The sequence below is a fragment of the Prochlorococcus marinus CUG1415 genome (genome assembly GCF_017696015.1).
Taxonomy (GTDB): Bacteria; Cyanobacteriota; Cyanobacteriia; order PCC-6307; family Cyanobiaceae; genus Prochlorococcus_A; species Prochlorococcus_A marinus_AE.
Map to the genome: position 1 here is coordinate 142,162 of NZ_JAAORL010000001.1, position 21,372 is coordinate 163,533.

A 21,372-nucleotide genomic window follows, 5' to 3' on the forward strand; every position below is an offset into this window, starting at 1 on the left:
CAAATGGCGTTATCTAGTCAAACTAAAGAAACAATACTTGTCGCAGATGATGAGGCAAGTATTAGAAGAATTCTGGAGACGCGTCTCTCCATGATTGGTTACAAAGTTGTAACTGCATGTGATGGTAAAGAAGCAATAAAGTTATTTAAAGATTATGAGCCTGATTTAGTAGTACTTGATGTAATGATGCCAAAGTTAGATGGTTATGGTGTTTGTCAAGAATTAAGAAAAGATTCTGATGTTCCAATTGTTATGTTAACTGCATTAGGAGATGTTGCAGATAGGATAACAGGTTTAGAATTAGGGGCTGATGATTATGTAGTAAAACCATTCAGTCCTAAGGAATTAGAAGCTAGAATTAGGTGCGTTTTACGAAGAATTGATAAAGACCAAATTCCTGGGATGCCTAATTCAGGATTAATTTTGGTTACTGATATAAAAATTGATACAAATCGAAGACAAGTTTTTAAAAGCGATGAGAGAATCAGATTAACTGGTATGGAATTTAGTCTTTTAGAGCTTTTGGTAAGTAGGTCAGGAGAGCCATTTAGTAGAGGAGAGATTTTAAAAGAGGTTTGGGGATATACACCCGAGAGACATGTAGATACAAGAGTCGTCGATGTACACATATCAAGATTAAGATCTAAACTTGAGGCTGATCCAGCAAATCCTGAATTGATATTAACCGCAAGAGGTACAGGATATCTTTTTCAGCGAATTGTAGATATTGCTCCTTTTGATGGTAAATAAATGGGGAAAGAAACTGTACAGAAAATTAATAAGTCCAGAGCTATCAGAAGATTAGTTATTTGGTATAAAAGAAACTCGGCTGTAACTTCAATAGTAGATACTGCAGCTAGTTCTGCAGTAACGGCGAGTAATGTTGCTGGTAACGTAGTTTCTAGTGCTGGATCTGTAGTAAGCACAGCTAGTAATGTTGCAGGTAATGTTGCAGGTAATGTAGTTTCAAGCGCTGAGTCTGTTGTGAATACTGCAAGTACCGTAGTTTCAAATGCTAGTTCATTGGCTAGGAATACATTACAGCCATTGGTTTTTGACCCATTAAAAAGATTACAAAATAGCGATAATATTTTAGATAAAGGGTATGACACGCAATCTAAGAGAATTTGGATCGCTGTTGATGGTATGGGTGGAGATTATGCTCCTGGCCCAATTCTCGAGGGTTGCCTTGACGCTATAAGTAGATTTCCGATAAATATCAAGTTTGTTGGCAAAATTGACAAAGTTAAAAATGCAGCAGATAAAATTGGTTTATTACAATCGCTTGAAAAAGAAATAGAAAATAATCGTCTTGAATTAATTGATAGTGGAGAGCCTATAGGGATGAATGAAGAAGCTACTGCAGTGAGAAAAAAGAAAAACGCAAGTATAAATGTTGCTATGGATTTAGTAAAAAATAATAAAGCCCAAGCTGTTTATTCAGCTGGTAATTCGGGAGCGATGATGGCTTCTGCTATATTTAGAATTGGTAGATTGAAAGGGATTGAGAGACCAGCTATAGGCGCATTATTTCCAACAAGGGATCAAACTCGCCCTGTATTAGTTTTAGATGTTGGTGCAAATACTGATTGTAAACCCTCTTATCTACATCAGTTTGCTCTTCTCGGGAATATTTATGCAAAAGATGTTTTACAAGTTAAAAAACCAAGAATTGGTCTTTTAAATATTGGAGAAGAAGAATGCAAAGGTAATGATTTATCCCTAAAAACATTTCAATTACTATCTACTGAAAAAAGTTTAGATTTTGGAGGAAATTGTGAGGGTCGAGATGTATTGTCAGGTAGTTTCGATGTAGTCGTATGTGATGGTTTTACCGGCAATATATTATTAAAATTTCTTGAGTCTGTGGGAGGTGTTTTATTAGATATTTTGAGATCTGAACTGCCAAGAGGGAGAAGGGGTAAAGTTGGTTCAGCTTTTTTAAAAAGTAATTTAATCAGAATTAAAAAAAGGTTAGATCATGCCGAACATGGAGGAGCCTTATTACTTGGGGTAAATGGTATTTGCGTGATCGGTCATGGTAGCAGTAAGTCCTTATCAGTTGTTAGCGCTCTTCGCTTGGCTCACTCGGCAGTGAATCATGACGTAATGGCAAATTTAAATCAACTTCAAAAGCTTCAAGTTTTAAATTCATAAAACATATTGCGTCAAATTTATGTTTGACTTATATAAGTAACTAAAAAAACTCTTTTGAAAGGAATAAAAGTTAACCAGATTGGAGTCTCATTTAAAGGAATTGGCAGTTATGTACCTGATCAAGTACTAACCAATCAAAAAATTAGTCAAAAGGTAGATACAAGTGATGAATGGATAAAATCTAGAACTGGCATTTCTGAGAGAAGAATTTCTAGATTAGAAGATAATGTCACTGAGATGGGTTATGAGGCAGCACTAAATGCAATTGAAATGGCTAATTGGGATATTAAAACGATTGATTTGATTGTTTTAGCTACGTCTACTCCTCATGATTTATTTGGTTCAGCGCCTTCTATTCAAGCTAAATTGGGGGCCTATAATGCTGTAGCTTTTGATTTAACTGCAGCATGTAGTGGTTTTTTATTCGCTTTAATAACAGCCACCCAATTCTTAAAAGGGGGGAGCTTTAAAAGGGCTATTGTTATAGGGGCAGATCAATTATCAAGCTTTGTTGATTGGAATGATAGAAGAAGTTGTATTCTCTTTGGAGATGGGGCGGGAGCATTAGCAGTTGAAGCCACAAATGAATTTGATAATTTCATTGGTTTTGATATGAGAACTGATGGAGAAAGGGGTTCTTTTCTTAATCTTCCATCAACAAATAATAAGGATTCAATAATTGATAACATTGATTTTTTAAGTGGAGGTTTTTCTCCAATTCAGATGAATGGACAGGAAGTGTATAAATTTGCAGTTAGAGAAGTTCCTATAATTCTGGAAAAGTTGTTTAGAAACACAAATTATAGTTCTGATAAAGTTGATTGGCTTGTATTGCATCAAGCTAATCAAAGAATATTAGATTCCGTAGGGGATAGGTTAAAAATTCCTAGAGAAAAAATTCTTAGTAATTTAGAAAAATATGGAAATACTTCAGCAGCAACAATTCCACTCATGATGGATGAGGCTATTAGAAATAATAGAATTAAACAAAATGATATTATTGCTTCAAGTGGTTTTGGGGCTGGGCTAAGTTGGGGTGCAGCCCTCATTAGATGGGGTTAACAACAACAATAGGAACATTATGACAGTTGCATGGGTATTTCCTGGACAGGGTTCGCAAAAAATTGGAATGGCCAAACAAATTGAAAATTTGCCAAACACAATGGAGAGGTTTAGTTATGCCTCTGAGATATTTAAGAGGAATTTATTTGATATTTGTACATTAAATTCTGAACCCACAAATCCTCTTAGTGATTTGAATAACACAATAAATACACAAATTTGTCTTTTTTTAGTTGAATCGATTTTATTAGATGCCTTAAAGGATAACGGGTTCAAACCAACTTATGTTGCTGGGCATAGTCTAGGAGAAATTACGGCACTATATTGTGCGGATGTATTTTCATTCGAAGATTGTGTATCACTAATAAAAGTAAGATCTCAATTAATGGTAAATGCTGGGAAAGGATCTATGGCAGCAGTAATTGGTTTTGATAGAAATCAACTTGATTTATTAGTAAAAAAAATTGATGAAATTGTCATTGCTAATGATAATAGCTCCTCCCAAGTTGTCTTATCAGGATCTAATGAAGCATTAGATAATTTATCGAGAGAAATTTCTTGTAAAAGATTCTTGAAATTAAATGTTTCAGGTGCATTTCATTCGCCATTTATGCATGAACCTTCAGCAAAATTTGCTGAGTATTTAAAACAGATTAAATTTAAAAATCCTTCTTTTCCAGTCATAAGTAATTATGACCCTTCACTGTGTAGCAATCCAAATGAGCTTAAAATTAGATTAGAAAATCAAATGTGTAATGGAGTGAGGTGGCGAGAAACTATGGATTTAATGGCAAAAGATAGTGATCTTCATATTGTTGAAATTGGCCCCTCAAATGTACTTAGCGGTTTAGGAAAAAGACATCTGAAGGATGTAAAAATTTCTCAAGTTTCATCTTCTGATCAATTAACTTATTAATTAGTATGGACAATGATATTTTTCAAAAATTAATTTATCAATTTATTAGTAAATTTTTTGTATTCCCCATTTATAAATTTGTATTTAAAGGTCATTTAATAGGTAGAGAGAATATTCCGCAAAAAGATTCTTTTATAATGGTTTCTAATCATGGTTCTTTACTGGATCCGCCTTTATTAGGACATGCTCTTGGACGGAATATATCTTTTATGGCCAAGGCAGAGCTTTTTAAAATTCCTTTTCTCGGCTTTGTTATTGAGTCTTGTGGAGCCTATCCTGTAAAGAGAGGAATTGCTGATAAAAATACCATTAAAACAGCATGTAAAAAATTATCAAATAACAATTGTATAGGGATTTTTATTGATGGTACTCGTCAAAAAAATGGGCGAGTTAACAAGCCAAAACAAGGAGCTGCATTACTAGCCTATAAAAATCAAAAATTATTATTGCCTGTTGCAATCGTTAATTCACATAGATTAGTAAGATTTAAATTCTGTATTCCTTTCTTTTCAAAAATAGTTATTAAAGTGGGTAAACCTGTTCAACCGCCCCAAAGCTCATCAAGAGATGATCTAAATTCTGTAACCATTTACCTTCAAGATAATATTAATAATTTGATTGGATGAATATTTAATTAATTGGAGAAATGGGGTAAAGTGGAAAAACTTTTTGCCATGAATTTAAATTTGCATTTAACCCCCCTTTATTTGATAAATCTAATAATGCTTTTAAATCTTCTTCATCCTCATATTTAGCCTCAAAAAAAAGTTCTTTACTGTCCAATTCTTTAATAACTTTTGGTAAAACTGTTTCTTCTATGAATAGATCCGCTTTTTTTGTTGCGTTATGACAAATTGTGTATTTACCAGCAATAAACCCATCTCGTTTTAATTTTTTATAAATCCAGAATGATTGTTTATTTGAAAAAATATTATTTTTTGATGCGATTCTTTTTGCCATTATTTCAAATGCACTAAAACTGTCTAAAGGACAACTTATTTGTTGTGAGATAGTTCTTGCTAAAACTACAATAAGTCTTGAAGCATTAAAATTTGCTGGTCCTATGCTGACAGATATCTTATTCACTTTTCGTAAATTGTCTTTGGAAATGAATTTGTTAAATTCAACAATCAAGTTGTTACATAAGTCGTTATCAAATTTTTTTATAAATAATGCATCAGATTCGATTTTGTTGGTTTTTCTATATCCAAAGCCAAAAGAATTGTCCGTGCTATGAATTACTAATGTTGGGTGGTTTTGTTTTGGTTTGAGATTATGTGTCATCTATTACCTTTAAACAGGCAATTCCATTCCTGGATTACATTTAGACCATTTACCAAATTCATTAGTAAAACTTTCACAAGATTGAACATCCCAATCAGTTTTATAAGTACCATTTTTATCTTTAACTATACTGACATGAATAAACGGTTTTTTTGCTTTAAAATCAGGCGCAGCACAAATATTATCAACATCATGATTGTTTTCCACTTCATGATATGTGATACATCTATCAACCCATTTACAGTTGATGCAAATGCACATGATTAATAAATAAAATGAAAATTAATAAAATTCTAACCGATCATACACGAATAATTCATGAAGTAGAAAGAAGTATAAAATTTTATAATTGGAGTTCTATCTTATCTTTTTTACCTGAGGGATCATATTTAGTTGGTGGTTACATAAGAGACATTATTTTGGGAAGATTTACTGAAGAGTTAGATGTTGATATTGTTGTACCTTTAAATGCTATTGAAATTGGGAAAAAGATTGCAGAAAATACTGACTCTAAATTGATAATCTTGGATAAAAAAAGAGAAGTAGTAAGAATTATTTTTAATCATATTTCAATTGATATTGCTAATCAGATTTCTTCTACTATCGAGGGAGATTTGACTAATAGGGACTTCTCAATTAATTCAATTGCTTTTTTATTTGATAAGAAGTGTTTGGTTGATCCATTAAATGGCCTAAAAGATCTACAATTTTCTTTGTTGAGAACATATTCAGAAAAAAATTTATTGGCTGATCCTTTACGAATATTAAGATGTTTGCGTTTTGTTTCAGAATTGAGTTTTAAAATTGATCTAAAGTTAATTACTTTTATAAAAAAAAATAAAGGGAACCTATCTCTTGTTGCCAAAGAGAGGATTAATTATGAAATACAGAAAATAGTAAATGGGGCAAATGCCCTTGAGGCAGTAATTTTGGTAAAAAAATTTAATATCTTTGGATCTGATGAGTTATATAAAGATTCCTTTTTTTTGGATTTAAGGAAAATTAATTTTGAAGTACTGAATAATGATGAAAAGGAGACATTTTTACCATTATTTTTTATTACCCAGATTTTAGATGAAGTATCTCTAGAAAAACTTAAATTTAGTAAAGCTGCAATTGCAAAAACTAAGTTATTGCGAAAATGGCACTTTTTGTTGAAGAACAAAAATATCGCACAGTTAAATGAATTAGATAGATTTGAATTCCATCAAGAATTAGAGATTTTTCTTCCATCTTTTATTTTTTATTTACCTCAAAAATTACGCTTTGATTGGCTAAATAGATGGCGTGACAAGGACGATAAATTATTTCATCCCTCAAATTTACTTAATGGAGACTTAATTAAAAAAAATTTGAAATTAAAGGATGGGCCTATCTTAGGAAAGCTTTTAAAGTATCTTTCCAAGGAGCTTGCATACAAAAGATTGAATAATTTTGATGAAGCTATTTATAAAGCAAAGCAATGGATTGAACAAAATGCGCCAAAATGTGATTAAATACACATAGCTTAGTTTTGTTTAGAAGTTCAGACTTCAAAATTATTTTTTAAAAATTTATGAGCATTCGCATTTACATTGGCAACTTACCACAAGGATTTAATCCAAAAGAATTTGATAAAATTTTAAAATCAGTTTCTGATTCAATTAGATTTAAAGCAGTTTTAGATAAAGAAACTAAGGAATGCAGGGGGTTTGGTTTTGCGACAGCAAATAATGAAGAGAATGCTAATTTATTAATTCAAAAATTAAATGGTTTTGAATTTAATGGTTCCAAAATCAGGGTAGAGCTATCAGAAAAGAAAGATTCTGTTTCCAATAAAAGAAATAGTGGCAACCTTAATAAGAATAAAAAAAGGAAAGATTTCAAGAAAATTGTACACAGTGATGCTCCTAATCTTGAAGCACCTGATCTAAGATGGGCGGGTGAACTATCTAAATTAAAAGATTTGTTGGCTAACCAAAAGACACCTGCTTAATTATTTAATTCGAGAAATTAAAAAACATATAGGAATCTCAAAAGCTTTTACTGAATTTTTTACGAAAGCCCTGTTATTAAAAACGTCATAGTCTAACCTTTCAATTGAATCTAATATTCCTCTGTAGAGACGTAAGGATGTCCAAACTGGCCATCTTGCATCTGAAGATAGCCATTTAATCCCCTCTTCAGACTTTTGAAACCAATCGCGAGCTCTTGTTAATTGAAAATTCATCAGTGCCTTCCACTGATTATTTATTGAGCCTTTTAAAAGTTCTTCTTCAGAATAGTTAAATTTTTCTAAATCTGCTTGTGGGAGATAAATTCTACCTCTTTGTCTATCTTCTCCGACATCTCTCAATATATTAGTTAATTGATTAGCAATTCCTAAAGCTATAGCTGCTTCTGAGGGGTCAGGTTTAGCACTCCATGGGGCTGATGTATAAGCCCTATCAATCCCCATGACATTCTGAGTCATTAAACCAACGGTTCCAGCGACTCTATAACAATAGAGTTTTAATTCATCAAAATCACTGTATCTAAATTTATTAAGATCCATCCTTTGACCTTCTATCATGTCTAGGTAAGGTTGAATACTTTGTGGATATTGTTCAATTGTATTTACTAAAACTGCATCTAAATCAGATTTAATATCTCCTTTAAATACATTCTTTGTATTTTCTTCCCATGCATCTAAATCATCTGCAAGCTCATTTTGAGATTTAGTGGAAGCTTCTATGCTATCCATTATTTCATCTGTTCTTCTACACCATACATAAATAGCCCAAATAGCTTTTCTCTTTTGTATTGGGAGTAGAAGAGTTCCCAAGTAAAAGGTTTTAGCCCATTGTTGAGTTTCTTTACGGCATTTTTCATATGCCTGATCTAGTTGAGAAATTGAATTTTTCAAAAAGTTTTAGCTGAATTTATGAATTTTTTTAATGTTATTGAGAAACATTTTGAGGTGTTTTGGAATATTCCTTATGAATTGATTCCGCGCACAATTTACCACTTAAGACAGCGCCTTCCATAGATGCTAAATATTTTTGCATAGTATAATCTCCAGCTAAGAAGAAGTTTTTTATTGGAGATTTCTGGTTAGGTCTGTAATCCTGACATCCAGGAACTGCCTTATAAACAGATCTTGGAGTTTTGACTACTTTATATTTTCTTAATTTTGTCTTTTTATCACCCATAAAATGTGTGGGGAATAATTTTTTTAGTTCTTCCATAGTTGCATCAACGATGTCTTGATCGCTCCTGTTTATCCAATCTTTTGCTGGTGCAAAAACCAATTCAAGCATTGATCTATTTGGATCTTCATATTCTTTGCATGTTATGCTCATATCTGCATAAACACTTAGGAGTGGTGATCTGCTGAATAGTAAATGGTCAATATCCGTTAATTTTTTGTCAAACCATAAATGAATATTAATTACTGGTACACCATTTAAACCATCTAATTTAGAAAAAACCTCTAAACCTTTCCATTGTTTTGGAAGCATTAATTTAAAGATATCTACAGGCATTGCACTAACGTAAGCATCGGCAGTAAGTTCTGTCTTTTCATTTTTATTTAAAGAAGCAATAGTAAAACTTTTAACAGTGCTGTCTTCATTTAGGTTGATTTGCCTTAGTGGACTATTCATGTGAACCTCTCCACCACGAGCAGTAATATATTCAACCATTGGTTGGCAAAGCCTTTCTGGCGGAGATCCATCAAGGAATGCCATTTTTGATCCATTTTTTTCTTGTAAAAATCTGTTGAGTGCTGTTAATAAAACTGTAGATGATATTTCATCAGGCCCAATGAAGTTTAAAGCTTTACTCATGGCTATAAAAACTTCGTCATTAACTCTTTCTGGAATATTGTGTTCTTTGAGCCACTCTGTCCATGATTTGGTATCACATTTGTCTAAATATTTTTGACCTCTTAACATTGCAGGCACTAACCCTAATCCAAAAAGAATCTTTTCATTCCATGAAAGCATATCGTTGTTGCTAAGTATTGCTGAAACTCCATTCATAGGAGCTGGAATATCTGGAAAGTCGAATCTACTATAAGTTCCTGGCTCGGAGGGTTGATTAAAGATCATTGAATGACTTTTCCATTGTAGTCTGTCTTCAATATCTAATTCCTTGAAAAGTTGCAACATATTAGGGTAGGCTCCAAAAAATATATGCAAACCAGTTTCATACCAATCTCCATCCTCATCTTTCCATGCAGCAACTTTTCCTCCTAGCACATCTCTTGCTTCGAGAACTATAGGAATGTGACCATTATCAACTAAATATTTAGCGCAAGATAAACCTGCTAAACCTCCACCAGCAATTACAATACGCATTATTAAATTAAGAAATAGATTAACACTTACTAATAAGCTACATTAAAGTTAGAACATTATAGTTTTTTTTGTTGATTATTTCGCAAAATTATGGAAAAAATGCTTTTAAAATCAACTACTCGACATGTAAGAATTTTTACTGCTGAAGTAGTTAATGAAGAATTGCAGTTTCATCCACACAAATTGACTCTTGATTTAGATCCCGATAACGAGTTTATTTGGAATGAAGATGCTTTGAATAAAATAAATGCAAAATTTAATGAACTCATAAAAGATAGAGCAGGAAAGGATTTAGATGATTATGAACTTCGTAAAATAGGATCAGAAATTGAAGGTCTAATCAAATTTTTGCTTCAAAATGGTCAATTAAGTTATAACCCTGATTGTAGAGTAATGAATTATTCAATGGGTTTACCAAAAACAAATGAAGTACTGTGAATAGACCACCCTCAAATAGAAGGCCAAGGAGAGGCTCGAATAGAAGAAATTACTACTCAAATCCTAGAGAAATTGATTCTTATGGACAAAGGAATAGTAGATTGCCTACTTCTACTGCTGATCAAAAGATTAATTTCAGTACAGGAACTATAGCTGTTCTTGCGGGAGTTTTAATTCTCGGTGTTGGTATTGGAAGCGCGATTACTAGTACAACGGATGGTGGCCAGGGAAATATAGCTAGTCAACAACAATTAGATATGGCTGTTCCAGATCCTGAATTTTGTAGGCAATGGGGTGCAAGCGCCTTTGTGATTGATGTTGAAATGTATACAACTTTGAATCCATCAACGAGTTTTGTAACACAACCAGCTCTTCAGCCAGGTTGTGTAATTCGTAGAGAAAATTGGACAGTCTTACAAAAACAAGGGGCAATCAGTAATGAAGATGTAAGAGAATGTAAGCAAAGAATGAATACTTTTGCTTATATTGGATCTATAAGAGATAAACCAATAGTTAAGTGCGTTTATCAGACTGATGTAAATGAAAATAAATTTATAATCAAAGGCGATGGACAAGCCGAAGATGGAGGAGTAGGCATCAATAAAGAAGCAATTCAGTTCTGATCAAATTTATATTTTATATAAAGGGCTTTCTAAACTAGCAAATTTTGGCAGTATATTCTTCTTAAACACGTCGGATGCTCTTGAAGTATACCTTGATGGATTAGTAATTAATTTAAGTGACCTTTTAACTTCTAAGTCAGCAACGAATGCTTTGTGGATTGTTCCAGCGGCTAATTCTCTTTCAATTGAAACAACAGGTAAAAATGAAGCTCCAAGACCTGATTGAACCGCATTCTTGATTGCTTCAAGAGAGTTAAGTTCCATCTCAATTTTTAGTCTTTGAATTTCAAGTCCGGATTCCTGAAGAAGTTTGTCAACTACTTTTCTTGTAGTAGATTGAGAGTCTAATGTTACAAAATCTAATTTGTATAAGTCTTCTTTTATAAGCTCTTTTTTCTTTGAAAGTTGGTGTTTGGAGGGTAAAACTAATGCTAATTCATCTGTCGCATATGGAATTACATCTAGTAAATTTTCTAATTCGCTTGGTAATTGTCCCCCAATAATGGCTAAGTCAATTTGTCCATTGGCGACACTCCATCCAGTTCTTCTTGTACTATGCACTTGCAGTTGAACAGATACTTCAGGATATTTTTGTCTGAATAGTCCTATCATTCTTGGCATTAAATAAGTACCCGTTGTTTGACTGGCTCCAATGACAAGAGTTCCACCTTTTAAACTATTTAAATCTTCGATAGCTTTACAAGCTTCGTCGCATTGATTCAAAATTCGTTCACAATATTCAAGTAGAAGTTTTCCTCCTTCAGTTAAAAGAGCTTTTCTACCTCCTCTATCGAAAATTGTAATTTCAAGTTGTTTTTCTAGATTTTGTATTTGTAAACTCACAGCAGGTTGAGTTACATACAACAGATCAGCCGCTTTTTTAAAACTTCCTTGAGCTGCAATAGCTTTTAATATTCTTAATTGGTCTAGAGTAAATGGTAATTCGGGCATCTATTATGCCTAATCTTATTTATAATTCTAATACTTAGAAGTATTCTTGTTAAGAGCTAATTTATTTGACATAGTATGAATTTATGGAGACTCATCAAACTTCTCTAATAATCTTATCCTTGATTTTGATTTTTGCAGTAATTCATAGTGGTGGAGCTGCTTTAAGAATTAAAGCGGAATCTATTATGGGACCAAGATTATGGAGGTTATGTTTTGTGTTTTTAAGTTTGCCATCTGCCATTATTTTGATTAGTTATTTTTTGGCTCACAGATATGATGGAATAAGATTATGGAATTTTCAGGGAAATAATTTTGTTTTTGTAATTGTTTGGTTTTTGACTGCAATAAGTTTCTTCTTTTTATATCCCGCCACTTACAATTTGTTGGAAATTCCCTCAGTTTTAAAACCTAAAGTGCGAATTTACGGAACCGGAATAATTAGAATCACAAGACATCCTCAAGCATTTGGTCAGATCATTTGGTGTTTTGCTCATACTTTATGGATTGGTACATCATTCACTTTAATAACCTCTATTGGGTTAATTTTGCACCATCTTTTTGCTATTTGGCATGGTGATCAGAGATTAGCGAAAAGATTTGGAGAGGAATTTGCAAAGTTTAAAAAAAATACTTCCATAATCCCCTTTATGGCAATTCTTGAAGGAAGGCAAGAATTTAAAATTGAAGAATTTTTTAGGTTATCTCAACTAGGTATATTAATTGCAATAGGAGTACTCTGGTGGTCCCATCAGTATATAAATATTGCTGTTAAAACATTTAATTCATCATTTTTGTCGGAATTTTTCAATTGACAGTTTAAAATCTAAGATATAAGTTTTTAAAAAGATGCCTCAAGCTTCAGAAATTGCCTGGTTAATTCCTGTTTTCCCACTTATTGGAGCAGTGCTTTCTGGATTAGGACTAATAAGTATTAACAAGAAAATTAATAATTCTAGAGAAATTGTTTCTATAAGTCTGATTTCTTGTGTTGGTATTTCTGCAGTCATTAGTTATAAAGCTCTGATTGAGCAAGTTAATGGTTATCAAGCTGTAGAAAAATTATTTGTATGGGCTAATGCTGGGGATTTTATAATCCCAATGGGCTTTGTCCTTGATTCTTTGGGTAGTGTAATGCTTGCTTTAGTAACTACTATCACTTTGCTTGTCATGATTTACTCTCATGGTTATATGGCGCATGACAAGGGGTATGTCAGATTTTTTACATATTTAGCCTTATTTAGCAGTTCAATGATGGGATTAATAATTAGTCCAAATCTGTTAGAAATTTACGTTTTTTGGGAATTAGTTGGAATGTGTTCTTACTTATTGGTTGGTTTTTGGTACGACAGAGATGGAGCTGCCCATGCTGCTCAAAAAGCATTTGTTGTGAATAGAGTAGGAGATTTTGGATTATTACTAGGCATTCTTGGTCTATTTTGGGCAACGAAGAGTTTTGATTTTAATGAGATAGCCACTGGAATTTCTCAATCAGTAACTGACAATTCAATACCAATATGGGCTGCTTTACTCCTTTGCTTTTTAGTTTTTTTAGGGCCAATGGCAAAGTCTGCTCAGTTTCCTCTTCATGTATGGTTACCTGATGCTATGGAGGGACCGACACCAATTTCTGCCCTTATCCATGCAGCAACAATGGTTGCCGCAGGAATATTTCTAGTAGCTAGGTTACAACCCCTTTATTCAATATTCCCTTTCATTCAGTTCATTATTGCTTTAGTTGGTACCATTACTTGTTTTTTAGGAGCTTCTATAGCTTTGACTCAAATGGATTTAAAAAAGGGGTTAGCATACAGTACTGTTTCTCAGCTTGGTTATATGATGCTTGCGATGGGGTGTGGAGCTCCAATAGCAGGAATTTTCCATTTGGTTACTCATGCTTGCTTTAAAGCGATGCTATTTTTGGGATCTGGTTCTGTAATACATGCCATGGAAGAAGTAGTGGGTCATCAGCCTGTATTGGCTCAAGACATGAGATTGATGGGTGGGTTAAGAAAAAAAATGCCATATACATCAGCAACATTTTTAATAGGTTGTGTAGCAATTAGTGGGATACCTCCATTAGCAGGTTTTTGGAGTAAAGACGAAATACTAGGAAATGCATTTATATCATTTCCAGCTTTTTGGTTCGTAGGACTTTTAACAGCTGGCATGACTGCTTTTTATATGTTTAGGCTTTATTTTTTAACATTTGAAGGAGATTTTAGGGGGGAGAATAAAGAATTACAAAAAGAACTTATGCTTGCTTCTGAAATCAATCTTGATGGAGACAATGAAGAAGAGCATGAAGAACATGGCTATATTCATGAGTCTCCCTGGTCAATGACATTCCCCTTGGTCTTTCTAGCTGTGCCCTCTGTAATTATCGGCTTTATGGGAATTCCATGGGATAGTAAATTTGCATATTTGCTAGATCCTGAAGAAGCAGAGATTACCGCAAAAGCCTTCGAATTAAAAGAATTTTTGCCTTTAGCGATAGCGTCAGTTGTTATTGCATCAACTGGAATTATTATTGCTTATCAAGCATATTTTTTGAAAAAAATTAATCTTTCAATTTTATTTGCAGAAAAGTTTCCTATTATTAACAAATTTTTATCAAATAAATGGTACCTAGATGATATCAATGAAAAACTTTTTGTTAAAGGTAGTAGAAAACTAGCTAAAGAAGTTTTAGAAGTTGATTCTAAGGTTGTTGATGGAGTAGTCAATCTTACTGGACTTGTAACTTTAGGTAGTGGAGAAGGTTTAAAATATTTTGAGACCGGTAGAGCTCAATTTTACGCTCTTATTGTTTTTGGAGGAGTAATTCTATTAGTTGCTATATTTGGCTTTCAATCTCCACAGGTAACTTAATTACAATTGTGTGTCTTCACTGTTCATTGGGGTGAAAAAATACAGATAATTTCTAGACTTTATTTAAGATAAATTTCTTATTAACATTGAGTACTTATTTTCTTACAAATTTTGCGACACAAAATTTAGGAACTTTGGGAGCTGGATTGTCTACTTTCCCTTGGCTATCTGCATCTATTTTGTTCCCAATTGGGAGTGCTTTTGTAATACCTTTTTTCCCAGATAAAGGGGATGGGAAAGAGGTTAGATGGTTTGCTTTGTCTGTTGCATTAATAACTTTTTTAATCACCGTAGGTTCATACATAAATGGCTTTGATATTAAAAATGAAAATGTTCAACTTAAAGAAAATGTTAGTTGGCTTCCTGATTTAGGTCTTACTTGGTCTGTTGGTGCTGATGGTATTTCAATGCCGTTAATATTATTAACTAGTTTTATAACTGCCTTAGCAGTTTTAGCTGCATGGCCAGTAAAGTTCAAACCAAAGTTATTTTTCTTTTTAATCTTGGTAATGGATGGTGGGCAAATCGCTGTATTTGCCGTTCAAGATATGCTTTTATTCTTTTTAGCTTGGGAATTGGAATTAATTCCGGTATATCTATTATTGGCTATATGGGGTGGCAAAAATAGACAATATGCAGCAACAAAATTCATTATTTATACAGCTGGCAGTTCTATATTTATCCTCCTAGCAGCATTGGCAATGGGTTTCTACGGTACTGAAATTCCTAATTTTGAGTTTTCTCACTTGGCAGCGCAAGATTTTAGTCAAAAATTCCAAATTCTATGTTATGTGGGGCTCTTAATTGCATTTGGAGTAAAACTCCCAATAGTTCCCCTTCATACTTGGCTGCCAGACGCTCACGGAGAGGCCACAGCTCCAGTACATATGCTTTTAGCTGGAATTTTATTGAAAATGGGAGGATATGCTCTTTTAAGATTTAATGCACAATTATTACCCGTTGCTCATGCTCAATTTGCCCCATTGTTAATAGTTCTTGGAGTAGTAAATATAATTTATGCTGCATTAACCTCTTTTGCGCAAAGAAATCTCAAAAGAAAAATTGCATACAGTTCTATAAGTCATATGGGCTTCGTTCTAATTGGAATAGGTAGTTTTAGTAGCCTCGGAACAAGTGGAGCGATGCTACAAATGGTTAGTCATGGATTAATAGGAGCTAGTTTATTTTTTCTTGTTGGAGCTACCTATGACAGAACAAAGACTCTTAAACTTGATGAAATGAGTGGTGTAGGACAAAAAATGAGAATCATGTTTGCTCTTTGGACTGCTTGCTCCCTTGCTTCTCTTGCTTTGCCAGGTATGAGTGGATTTGTTTCCGAATTAATGGTTTTTACAGGATTTGTTACTGATGAAGTTTATACACTTCCTTTTCGGATAGTTATGGCCTCTTTAGCTGCTGTAGGGGTAATACTTACTCCTATTTATCTACTCTCAATGTTAAGAGAAATTTTCTTTGGTAAAGAAAATCCTAAATTAACCGAAGAAAGAAAACTTATTGATGCAGAACCTAGGGAAATTTATATTATTGCTTGTTTACTGTTTCCGATAATTGGAATAGGATTATACCCAAGATTAGTTACTGAAAGTTATCTTGCATCTATTAATAATTTAGTAGATAGAGATTTAAATGCCGTTAAAAGTTCTGTTAAAACAAATATCTTTTCAGGCACAAAAAAAAGTGAGATTTTAAAGGCTCCAACAATATAGTTTTTTAAATTAATGCAATATTGTTTTGCGTTAAAGCAATAAGAAGATATCTTATGAGTAGTTATTAGCTAATTTAAAATAACTTATTTACATTCTATTGATAGGCAACAATTAGGACCTAGATTGCTGATTAAATTTCTTCAAGACGCGGCTGGGAAAGGTGATCTTGATCCATGGGATATTGATGTAATAAGTGTAATTGATAGCTTTTTAGAACAATATTCACATACTTTAGATAAAACTTCAGATAGTCATGATTCCTATCAAAAGGGTTTATCTGAGACAAGCGAGGCATTTTTTGCTGCTTCTGTATTAGTTAATTTAAAGGCTCAAGTTTTGGAATCTGATGTTTTTAAAGAAAATTTGTCAGATTCTGAAGATGATTTTGATTTAGATGATCAAGATTGGATTGATCAAGAATTTGATATCCCAAAATACCCTGAAAAATATCTAAGGAGAAGATCTATAGCGCTACCAATTCTCAAACGCACAACAACATTGGGAGAATTGGTAAGTCAATTAGAGTCTATTGCTGAAGTTATAGAATCACAAGATCTTTTGTTAATGAAGAGAAAAAGAAATAAAAAATATTCTGATAGGGCCTTAATTTCTCAAGTTAAATCTTTAGCACATCGAGAGAAACTTCCAGAAACCACTAAAGCATTAGGTGAATTTCTTGATGGTTGGGAAAAGGCATTACAGTGGACAGATTTTGAATATTTAGTTGAAATATGGCAAACAGTTGTAAAAAATGATTTAGATAAAGATCGCCTTGGGGTCTTTTGGGCTTTGTTATTTTTATCATCTGAAAACAAAGTTGAAATTAAACAAATTAATTCCTTATATGGCCCAATTCAAATTAAAAGAATAATACCCGAAGGAGGCTTAGCTCAATTGCCAATAGATAATCTTGAGGTAAAAAATACCTATCACTCTGCTGTTTAGCAGCTTAATAGTAATAACGTATAATCTTTAAAAAGAGGTTTTGAATTCATGAAGGCAATGATACTTGCGGCAGGAAAAGGTACACGTGTTCAGCCAATAACTCATATTATTCCTAAACCAATGATACCTATTTTACAAAAACCGGTAATGGAGTTTCTATTGGAACTCTTAAAAGAGCATGGCTTTAAAGAGATAATGGTTAATGTTTCGCACCTCGCTGAAGAAATTGAAAATTACTTTAGGGATGGTCAAAGATTCGGTGTGGAGATAGCATATAGTTTTGAAGGTAGAATTGAAGACGGTGAATTAATAGGAGATGCTTTAGGTTCGGCAGGAGGATTAAAAAAAATTCAAGATTTTCAAAAATTCTTTGATGAAACGTTTGTTGTATTATGTGGAGATGCTTTAGTTGACTTAGATTTAACTGAAGCGGTTAAGAAACATAAGGAAAAAGGAGCCATAGCAAGTTTAATAACTAAACAGGTAACTAGAGATCAAGTATCAAGTTATGGCGTCGTAGTCTCAGATGATAATGGTCGAATAAAGGCGTTTCAGGAAAAGCCATCTATAGATAAAGCTTTAGGTGACTCTATTAATACAGGTATTTATCTGTTTGAACCTGAAATTTTTAATTACATACCATCAGGTGAGAAATTTGATATTGGTGCTGATCTCTTCCCTAAACTTGTTGAGATGGATTTACCATTTTTTGCACTACCAATGGATTTTGAATGGGTTGATATTGGAAAAGTTCCTGATTATTGGAGCGCTATCCGTAATGTATTACAAGGAAAGGTGAGACAAGTAGATATACCTGGCAAAGAAATTAAACCTGGAGTATTCACAGGATTAAATGTTGCTGCTAATTGGGACAAAGTTGATATTACTGGGCCAGTATACATAGGTGGAATGACAAGAATTGAAGATGGTGCAACAATTATTGGACCCGCAATGATTGGCCCAAGTTGTTGCATTTGCGAGGGTGCAACTATTGATAATTCAATTATTTTTGATTATTCCAAAATCGGTAAGGGTGTTCGACTGGTCGATAAATTAGTATTTGGCCGTTACTGTGTGGGTAAAAATGGTGATCACTTTGATTTGCAAGATGCATCTTTGGATTGGTTGATAACAGATTCTAGAAGATCTGATATGACAGTTCCATCTCCACAGCAGAAGGCAATGGCAGAATTGTTAGGTACTGATTTGATTAATATTCCAGATTAATATCTGCCTTTTCAAGAATCTCCGGAATCAAATGTTCTGCCTTAACTGCCATTAGATGAATACCATCTGCGATTTCAATAAAATTATGAGCTTGTTCTGCTGCAATTTGTATTCCTTCTTGTAAAGGGTCTTTAGCATTTTTAAGACGATTTAAAATATTGTCAGGTATGTTTGCTCCGGGTACGTATTTGTTTATAAAGAGAGCATTTTTGTATGACTTTAACAGGAATACACCTGCAATTACTGGAATTTCAAGAGGATTACTAATTTCTTCGCAAAATTCTATCAAATTTTCTTTTTCCATGACCATTTGAGTTTGTATGAATCTCGCTCCAGCCTCTTTTTTCTTACTTATTCTATTTTTTAAACTTCTCTGATTTCTACAACTTGGATCTGCTGCAGCTCCTGAAAAAATAAATGTTTTTTTATCGGAGAGTTCTCCAAAAGTGGGATCAATTCCTGTATTGAAGGCTTGAATTTGTTGCAGCAATCTCACTGACTCAAATTCGTGTACAGCTTTTGCATCTTGTTGATCGCCGGCTTTCACTGAATCACCAGTAATGCATAGGATATTTTTAATTCCTAAAGCATTTGCTCCAAGAATGTCTGATTGTAAAGCAATTTTATTACGATCTCTGCAAGATATTTGCATTACTGGTTCTATCCCATTTTCCAGTAATAGTTTGGACATTGCCAAGCTGCACATCCTCATTACAGCCCTGCTTCCGTCAGTAATGTTAACAGCATGTACCTTATCTTTCAAAAGTTGTGCTATCTTAAGAGATCTTATGGGGCTTCCACCTCTGGGCGGCATTAACTCTGCCGTTATTACCTTGGATTTTTTTTCTAAAGTCTGCTGAAGTTTTGATTTCAATTGCTTTTGTTTCCTACTTGGTAACAAGTGTGATTAGATTGCTAAACTTAATTAATATAAAAAAGGAACTGTTTAAATGCAAATGGTTGAAGAAGAAGTAAACAACATTGATATGATGGGTCTCTCAACAAGAGAGATGGAAATCATTGATCTCGTAGCTGATGGGCTTACAAATCAAGAAATTGCAGTAAAACTTACTATTAGTAAAAGAACTGTTGATAATCATGTCAGTAATATGTTTACAAAAACAGGTTCAAAAAATAGAGTAGCACTTTTGAATTGGGCAATGGATCATGGAAAGATTTGTAGAGATGGATTTAATTGTTGTTCCCTCCCAGATTCTGATCAAGATTAGTAGCCATTGATTTTTTTGTACTACTAGTTAAATCCATTAAACAATAATTTGCAGAACCTAAGTCGAAGAGTTCAGCATATGCAATGCAAGCATCTTTATCTGAATCAGAAAATCTCAATATTCCTTCTTTGTCGTAAAGACCATACATTTGATAAAAATATATTTTATTGAAATATAAAGAAAATATAAAGGAAAGGTGGTTGATTTGGCTAGTTATTTTTTTGAGTTGTTAAATAGTTATCCTTCCATTTTGAAAAAGGTTTGTTAGTAAGACTGAAATTAGAGTAATGTTTTAGCCCAGTAATTTCTTTTGATATGAAAGATGGAAGACTTAACTCTTCCTCTTCCTTGGAAAGTTCAATTTCGGCAATTTCAAGTGGATAATTCTTTTCTTTAAAGCAATCTATAATCCAAGATTTTTTTTCAACTTCTAAAAAGAATCTTTCTTTTTTGATTGTATTTGAAAGATTTGACATTATTGCTTCTCCATCTTTTCGTGGAATGGAGTATTCAAATTCAAAGTTCGTAAAGCTTTCGATATGTTTTTTGAGTGCAATTTTAAAGTCTTTGCCTGTAAACCTTATCCTGACAATCCAATCATCTAAGCTTTTTGATAAATAGCCTTGTTCAATAAAAATTTTTTTGGTGATGAATTCTTTCCAATTATCATTTTTTATAAGAAATCGTCTTTCTATTTCTAAGGCCATTTAATTTTTTGGATTTTTCAGAGATAAATCACCTTTCCAATCTAGTTTTTTAATTAAAGTATTGTAATAATTAGTGCTTTTTTTAAACTTTATTATTTTGCAGGGTGAGTTTCCTTTTTTGATCTCACAATAATAAGTTTCCTTAATGGTCATACATTTTGAGCCGTCTCTCCATAATTTAATTTCCCCTTTACATTTCTTTACTGGTTTAATGATTACCTCACTGGTATTTGGTATAACGATTGGTCTACTAGCTAAACTCATTGGGCATATAGGGTTAATTATCATCGCATCTATACTAGGATGGACAATTGGACCACCTGCAGCCATTGAGTATGCTGTTGAACCTGTAGATGTAGATATAATCAATCCATCACCTTTATATTCATTCACCTTCTCGTTATCTATTTCAATTTGTATTTGGTTTGTGGGAGAAATATCCTCTTCAACAGATTTAAAATAAAAATCATTTAATGCGTTGTAACTTTTTATGATTTTTTTCTCAGGACTTTTAGCACTAATACAAACATTACAATTTAATCTATTACGAAAGTCAATTATATATTCTTCGTTTTCAAGGATTTCAATAAAAGATTTGTCAAATAGAAAATCTTTTTCTTGAGTAAGAAACCCTAAATTTCCACCAATATTAATGCTTAATAAAGGAATATCATAATCCGCCAATGCATTTGCACATTTTAGGAATGTTCCATCCCCACCAAGAACTATGCCAATATCTGGTTTTAGTTTTGAATTACAAAGATATTTTTCAATTTCATCTTTTTGGAAATCACTTTCAATCCTGTTTGATTTGATATTTTTGTCTTTAAGGACTTCTTCACAGAATGTCGAAGCCTCTAGAGCGATAGAACTATCTGAACGATATATAATAAGCACTAATGAAAGTTTCATTTAATGC

At 32.9% G+C, this 21,372-nt stretch carries 24 protein-coding genes; 15 read left to right on the forward strand and 9 right to left on the reverse strand.

The genetic code is table 11. The features are described 5' to 3' along the window. Positions 1-3 precede the first annotated feature (3 nt). Genes rpaB through HA143_RS00795 form a run of 5 tightly spaced genes read left to right on the forward strand, consistent with a single transcriptional unit; the run spans position 4 to position 4,761 of the window. On the forward strand, positions 4-750 hold the full coding sequence (gene rpaB / locus HA143_RS00775; RefSeq protein ID WP_209082773.1) for a response regulator transcription factor RpaB: 747 nt from the start codon (positions 4-6) through the stop codon (positions 748-750). Continuing rightward, a complete protein-coding gene (gene plsX / locus HA143_RS00780; RefSeq protein ID WP_209082774.1) occupies positions 751-2,157 on the forward strand; it encodes a phosphate acyltransferase PlsX in 1,407 nt (468 codons plus the stop codon). 54 nt (positions 2,158-2,211) lie between these two features. Further along, positions 2,212-3,219, forward strand: coding sequence for a beta-ketoacyl-ACP synthase III (locus HA143_RS00785; protein ID WP_209082775.1), 1,008 nt, complete (start codon positions 2,212-2,214; stop codon positions 3,217-3,219). Between the two features lie 19 nt (positions 3,220-3,238). Further along, on the forward strand, positions 3,239-4,135 hold the full coding sequence (gene fabD, locus HA143_RS00790) for an ACP S-malonyltransferase (RefSeq protein WP_209084360.1): 897 nt from the start codon (positions 3,239-3,241) through the stop codon (positions 4,133-4,135). 5 nt (positions 4,136-4,140) lie between these two features. Beyond that, positions 4,141-4,761, forward strand: a complete 621-nt coding sequence (locus HA143_RS00795) for a lysophospholipid acyltransferase family protein (RefSeq protein ID WP_209082776.1) — start codon at positions 4,141-4,143, stop codon at positions 4,759-4,761. Positions 4,762-4,765: 4 nt separating this feature from the next. Here HA143_RS00795 and HA143_RS00800 read toward each other — a convergent pair whose 3' ends face one another. Then, positions 4,766-5,419: a molecular chaperone gene (locus tag HA143_RS00800; protein WP_209082777.1), complete on the reverse strand. Its 654-nt coding sequence runs from the start codon at positions 5,417-5,419 to the stop codon at positions 4,766-4,768. 9 nt (positions 5,420-5,428) lie between these two features. Continuing rightward, positions 5,429-5,680 (reverse strand): Ycf34 family protein, encoded by a 252-nt coding sequence (locus HA143_RS00805; RefSeq protein WP_209082778.1) that lies wholly within the window; start codon positions 5,678-5,680, stop codon positions 5,429-5,431. Between the two features lie 14 nt (positions 5,681-5,694). On the opposite strand from HA143_RS00805, the gene HA143_RS00810 reads away from it, so the two are divergent. Together HA143_RS00810 and HA143_RS00815 are read left to right on the forward strand one after the other, a co-directional pair. After that, a complete protein-coding gene (locus HA143_RS00810; protein WP_209082779.1) occupies positions 5,695-6,915 on the forward strand; it encodes a CCA tRNA nucleotidyltransferase in 1,221 nt (406 codons plus the stop codon). Between the two features lie 59 nt (positions 6,916-6,974). Next, complete coding sequence (locus tag HA143_RS00815; RefSeq protein WP_209082780.1) at positions 6,975-7,394, forward strand: RNA recognition motif domain-containing protein; 420 nt, start codon at positions 6,975-6,977, stop codon at positions 7,392-7,394. Here HA143_RS00815 and HA143_RS00820 read toward each other — a convergent pair whose 3' ends face one another. Further along, positions 7,395-8,303: a phytoene synthase gene (locus HA143_RS00820; RefSeq protein WP_209082781.1), complete on the reverse strand. Its 909-nt coding sequence runs from the start codon at positions 8,301-8,303 to the stop codon at positions 7,395-7,397. It abuts the gene before it with no gap. Positions 8,304-8,337: 34 nt separating this feature from the next. Further along, positions 8,338-9,738 carry a 15-cis-phytoene desaturase gene (gene pds / locus HA143_RS00825; protein ID WP_209082782.1) on the reverse strand — a complete coding sequence of 467 codons (1,401 nt, stop codon included), beginning with the start codon at positions 9,736-9,738 and terminating at the stop codon, positions 8,338-8,340. Between the two features lie 90 nt (positions 9,739-9,828). Between pds and ndhM the strand changes: the two genes are divergently transcribed. Both ndhM and HA143_RS00835 read left to right on the forward strand, forming a co-directional pair. Continuing rightward, positions 9,829-10,176, forward strand: a complete 348-nt coding sequence (gene ndhM / locus HA143_RS00830) for an NAD(P)H-quinone oxidoreductase subunit M (RefSeq protein ID WP_209082783.1) — start codon at positions 9,829-9,831, stop codon at positions 10,174-10,176. After that, positions 10,173-10,799 carry a DUF3172 domain-containing protein gene (locus HA143_RS00835; RefSeq protein ID WP_209082784.1) on the forward strand — a complete coding sequence of 209 codons (627 nt, stop codon included), beginning with the start codon at positions 10,173-10,175 and terminating at the stop codon, positions 10,797-10,799. Before ndhM ends, HA143_RS00835 begins: the two co-directional genes overlap by 4 nt. 6 nt (positions 10,800-10,805) lie before the next feature. Here HA143_RS00835 and HA143_RS00840 read toward each other — a convergent pair whose 3' ends face one another. Next, complete coding sequence (locus HA143_RS00840; protein WP_209082785.1) at positions 10,806-11,750, reverse strand: LysR family transcriptional regulator; 945 nt, start codon at positions 11,748-11,750, stop codon at positions 10,806-10,808. A gap of 83 nt (positions 11,751-11,833) precedes the next feature. Here HA143_RS00840 and HA143_RS00845 point away from each other — a divergent pair, with 83 nt between their 5' ends. From HA143_RS00845 to HA143_RS00865, 5 genes are all read left to right on the forward strand, one after another. Continuing rightward, on the forward strand, positions 11,834-12,562 hold the full coding sequence (locus HA143_RS00845; protein ID WP_209082786.1) for an NnrU family protein: 729 nt from the start codon (positions 11,834-11,836) through the stop codon (positions 12,560-12,562). Positions 12,563-12,596: 34 nt separating this feature from the next. Then, positions 12,597-14,618, forward strand: coding sequence for an NAD(P)H-quinone oxidoreductase subunit 5 (locus tag HA143_RS00850; protein ID WP_209082787.1), 2,022 nt, complete (start codon positions 12,597-12,599; stop codon positions 14,616-14,618). 86 nt (positions 14,619-14,704) lie between these two features. Beyond that, a complete protein-coding gene (locus HA143_RS00855) occupies positions 14,705-16,345 on the forward strand; it encodes an NAD(P)H-quinone oxidoreductase subunit 4 (RefSeq protein ID WP_209082788.1) in 1,641 nt (546 codons plus the stop codon). Positions 16,346-16,468: 123 nt separating this feature from the next. Next, complete coding sequence (locus HA143_RS00860) at positions 16,469-17,290, forward strand: segregation/condensation protein A (protein WP_209082789.1); 822 nt, start codon at positions 16,469-16,471, stop codon at positions 17,288-17,290. Positions 17,291-17,338: 48 nt separating this feature from the next. Continuing rightward, positions 17,339-18,517 (forward strand): nucleotidyltransferase family protein, encoded by a 1,179-nt coding sequence (locus HA143_RS00865; protein WP_209082790.1) that lies wholly within the window; start codon positions 17,339-17,341, stop codon positions 18,515-18,517. Here the strand turns inward: HA143_RS00865 and HA143_RS00870 are convergent. Next, positions 18,501-19,391, reverse strand: coding sequence for a methylenetetrahydrofolate reductase (locus HA143_RS00870; protein WP_209082791.1), 891 nt, complete (start codon positions 19,389-19,391; stop codon positions 18,501-18,503). The two genes, HA143_RS00865 and HA143_RS00870, sit on opposite strands and share 17 nt — an antisense overlap. Positions 19,392-19,467: 76 nt before the next feature. On the opposite strand from HA143_RS00870, the gene HA143_RS00875 reads away from it, so the two are divergent. Further along, entirely contained in the window at positions 19,468-19,746 is a 279-nt protein-coding gene (locus HA143_RS00875) for a helix-turn-helix domain-containing protein (RefSeq protein WP_209082792.1), read from the forward strand. On the opposite strand, the gene HA143_RS00880 is transcribed toward HA143_RS00875, so the two are convergent. The 3 genes from HA143_RS00880 to HA143_RS00890 all read right to left on the reverse strand — a co-directional run bounded on the left by HA143_RS00880 (position 19,709) and on the right by HA143_RS00890 (position 21,365). Then, positions 19,709-19,894, reverse strand: coding sequence for a hypothetical protein (locus tag HA143_RS00880; RefSeq protein WP_209082793.1), 186 nt, complete (start codon positions 19,892-19,894; stop codon positions 19,709-19,711). The genes HA143_RS00875 and HA143_RS00880 overlap by 38 nt on opposite strands. Before the next feature lie 61 nt (positions 19,895-19,955). Continuing rightward, positions 19,956-20,453 (reverse strand): adenylate cyclase, encoded by a 498-nt coding sequence (locus tag HA143_RS00885; protein WP_209082794.1) that lies wholly within the window; start codon positions 20,451-20,453, stop codon positions 19,956-19,958. After that, entirely contained in the window at positions 20,454-21,365 is a 912-nt protein-coding gene (locus tag HA143_RS00890) for an NAD(+) kinase (RefSeq protein WP_209082795.1), read from the reverse strand. Between the last annotated feature and the right edge of the window lie 7 nt (positions 21,366-21,372).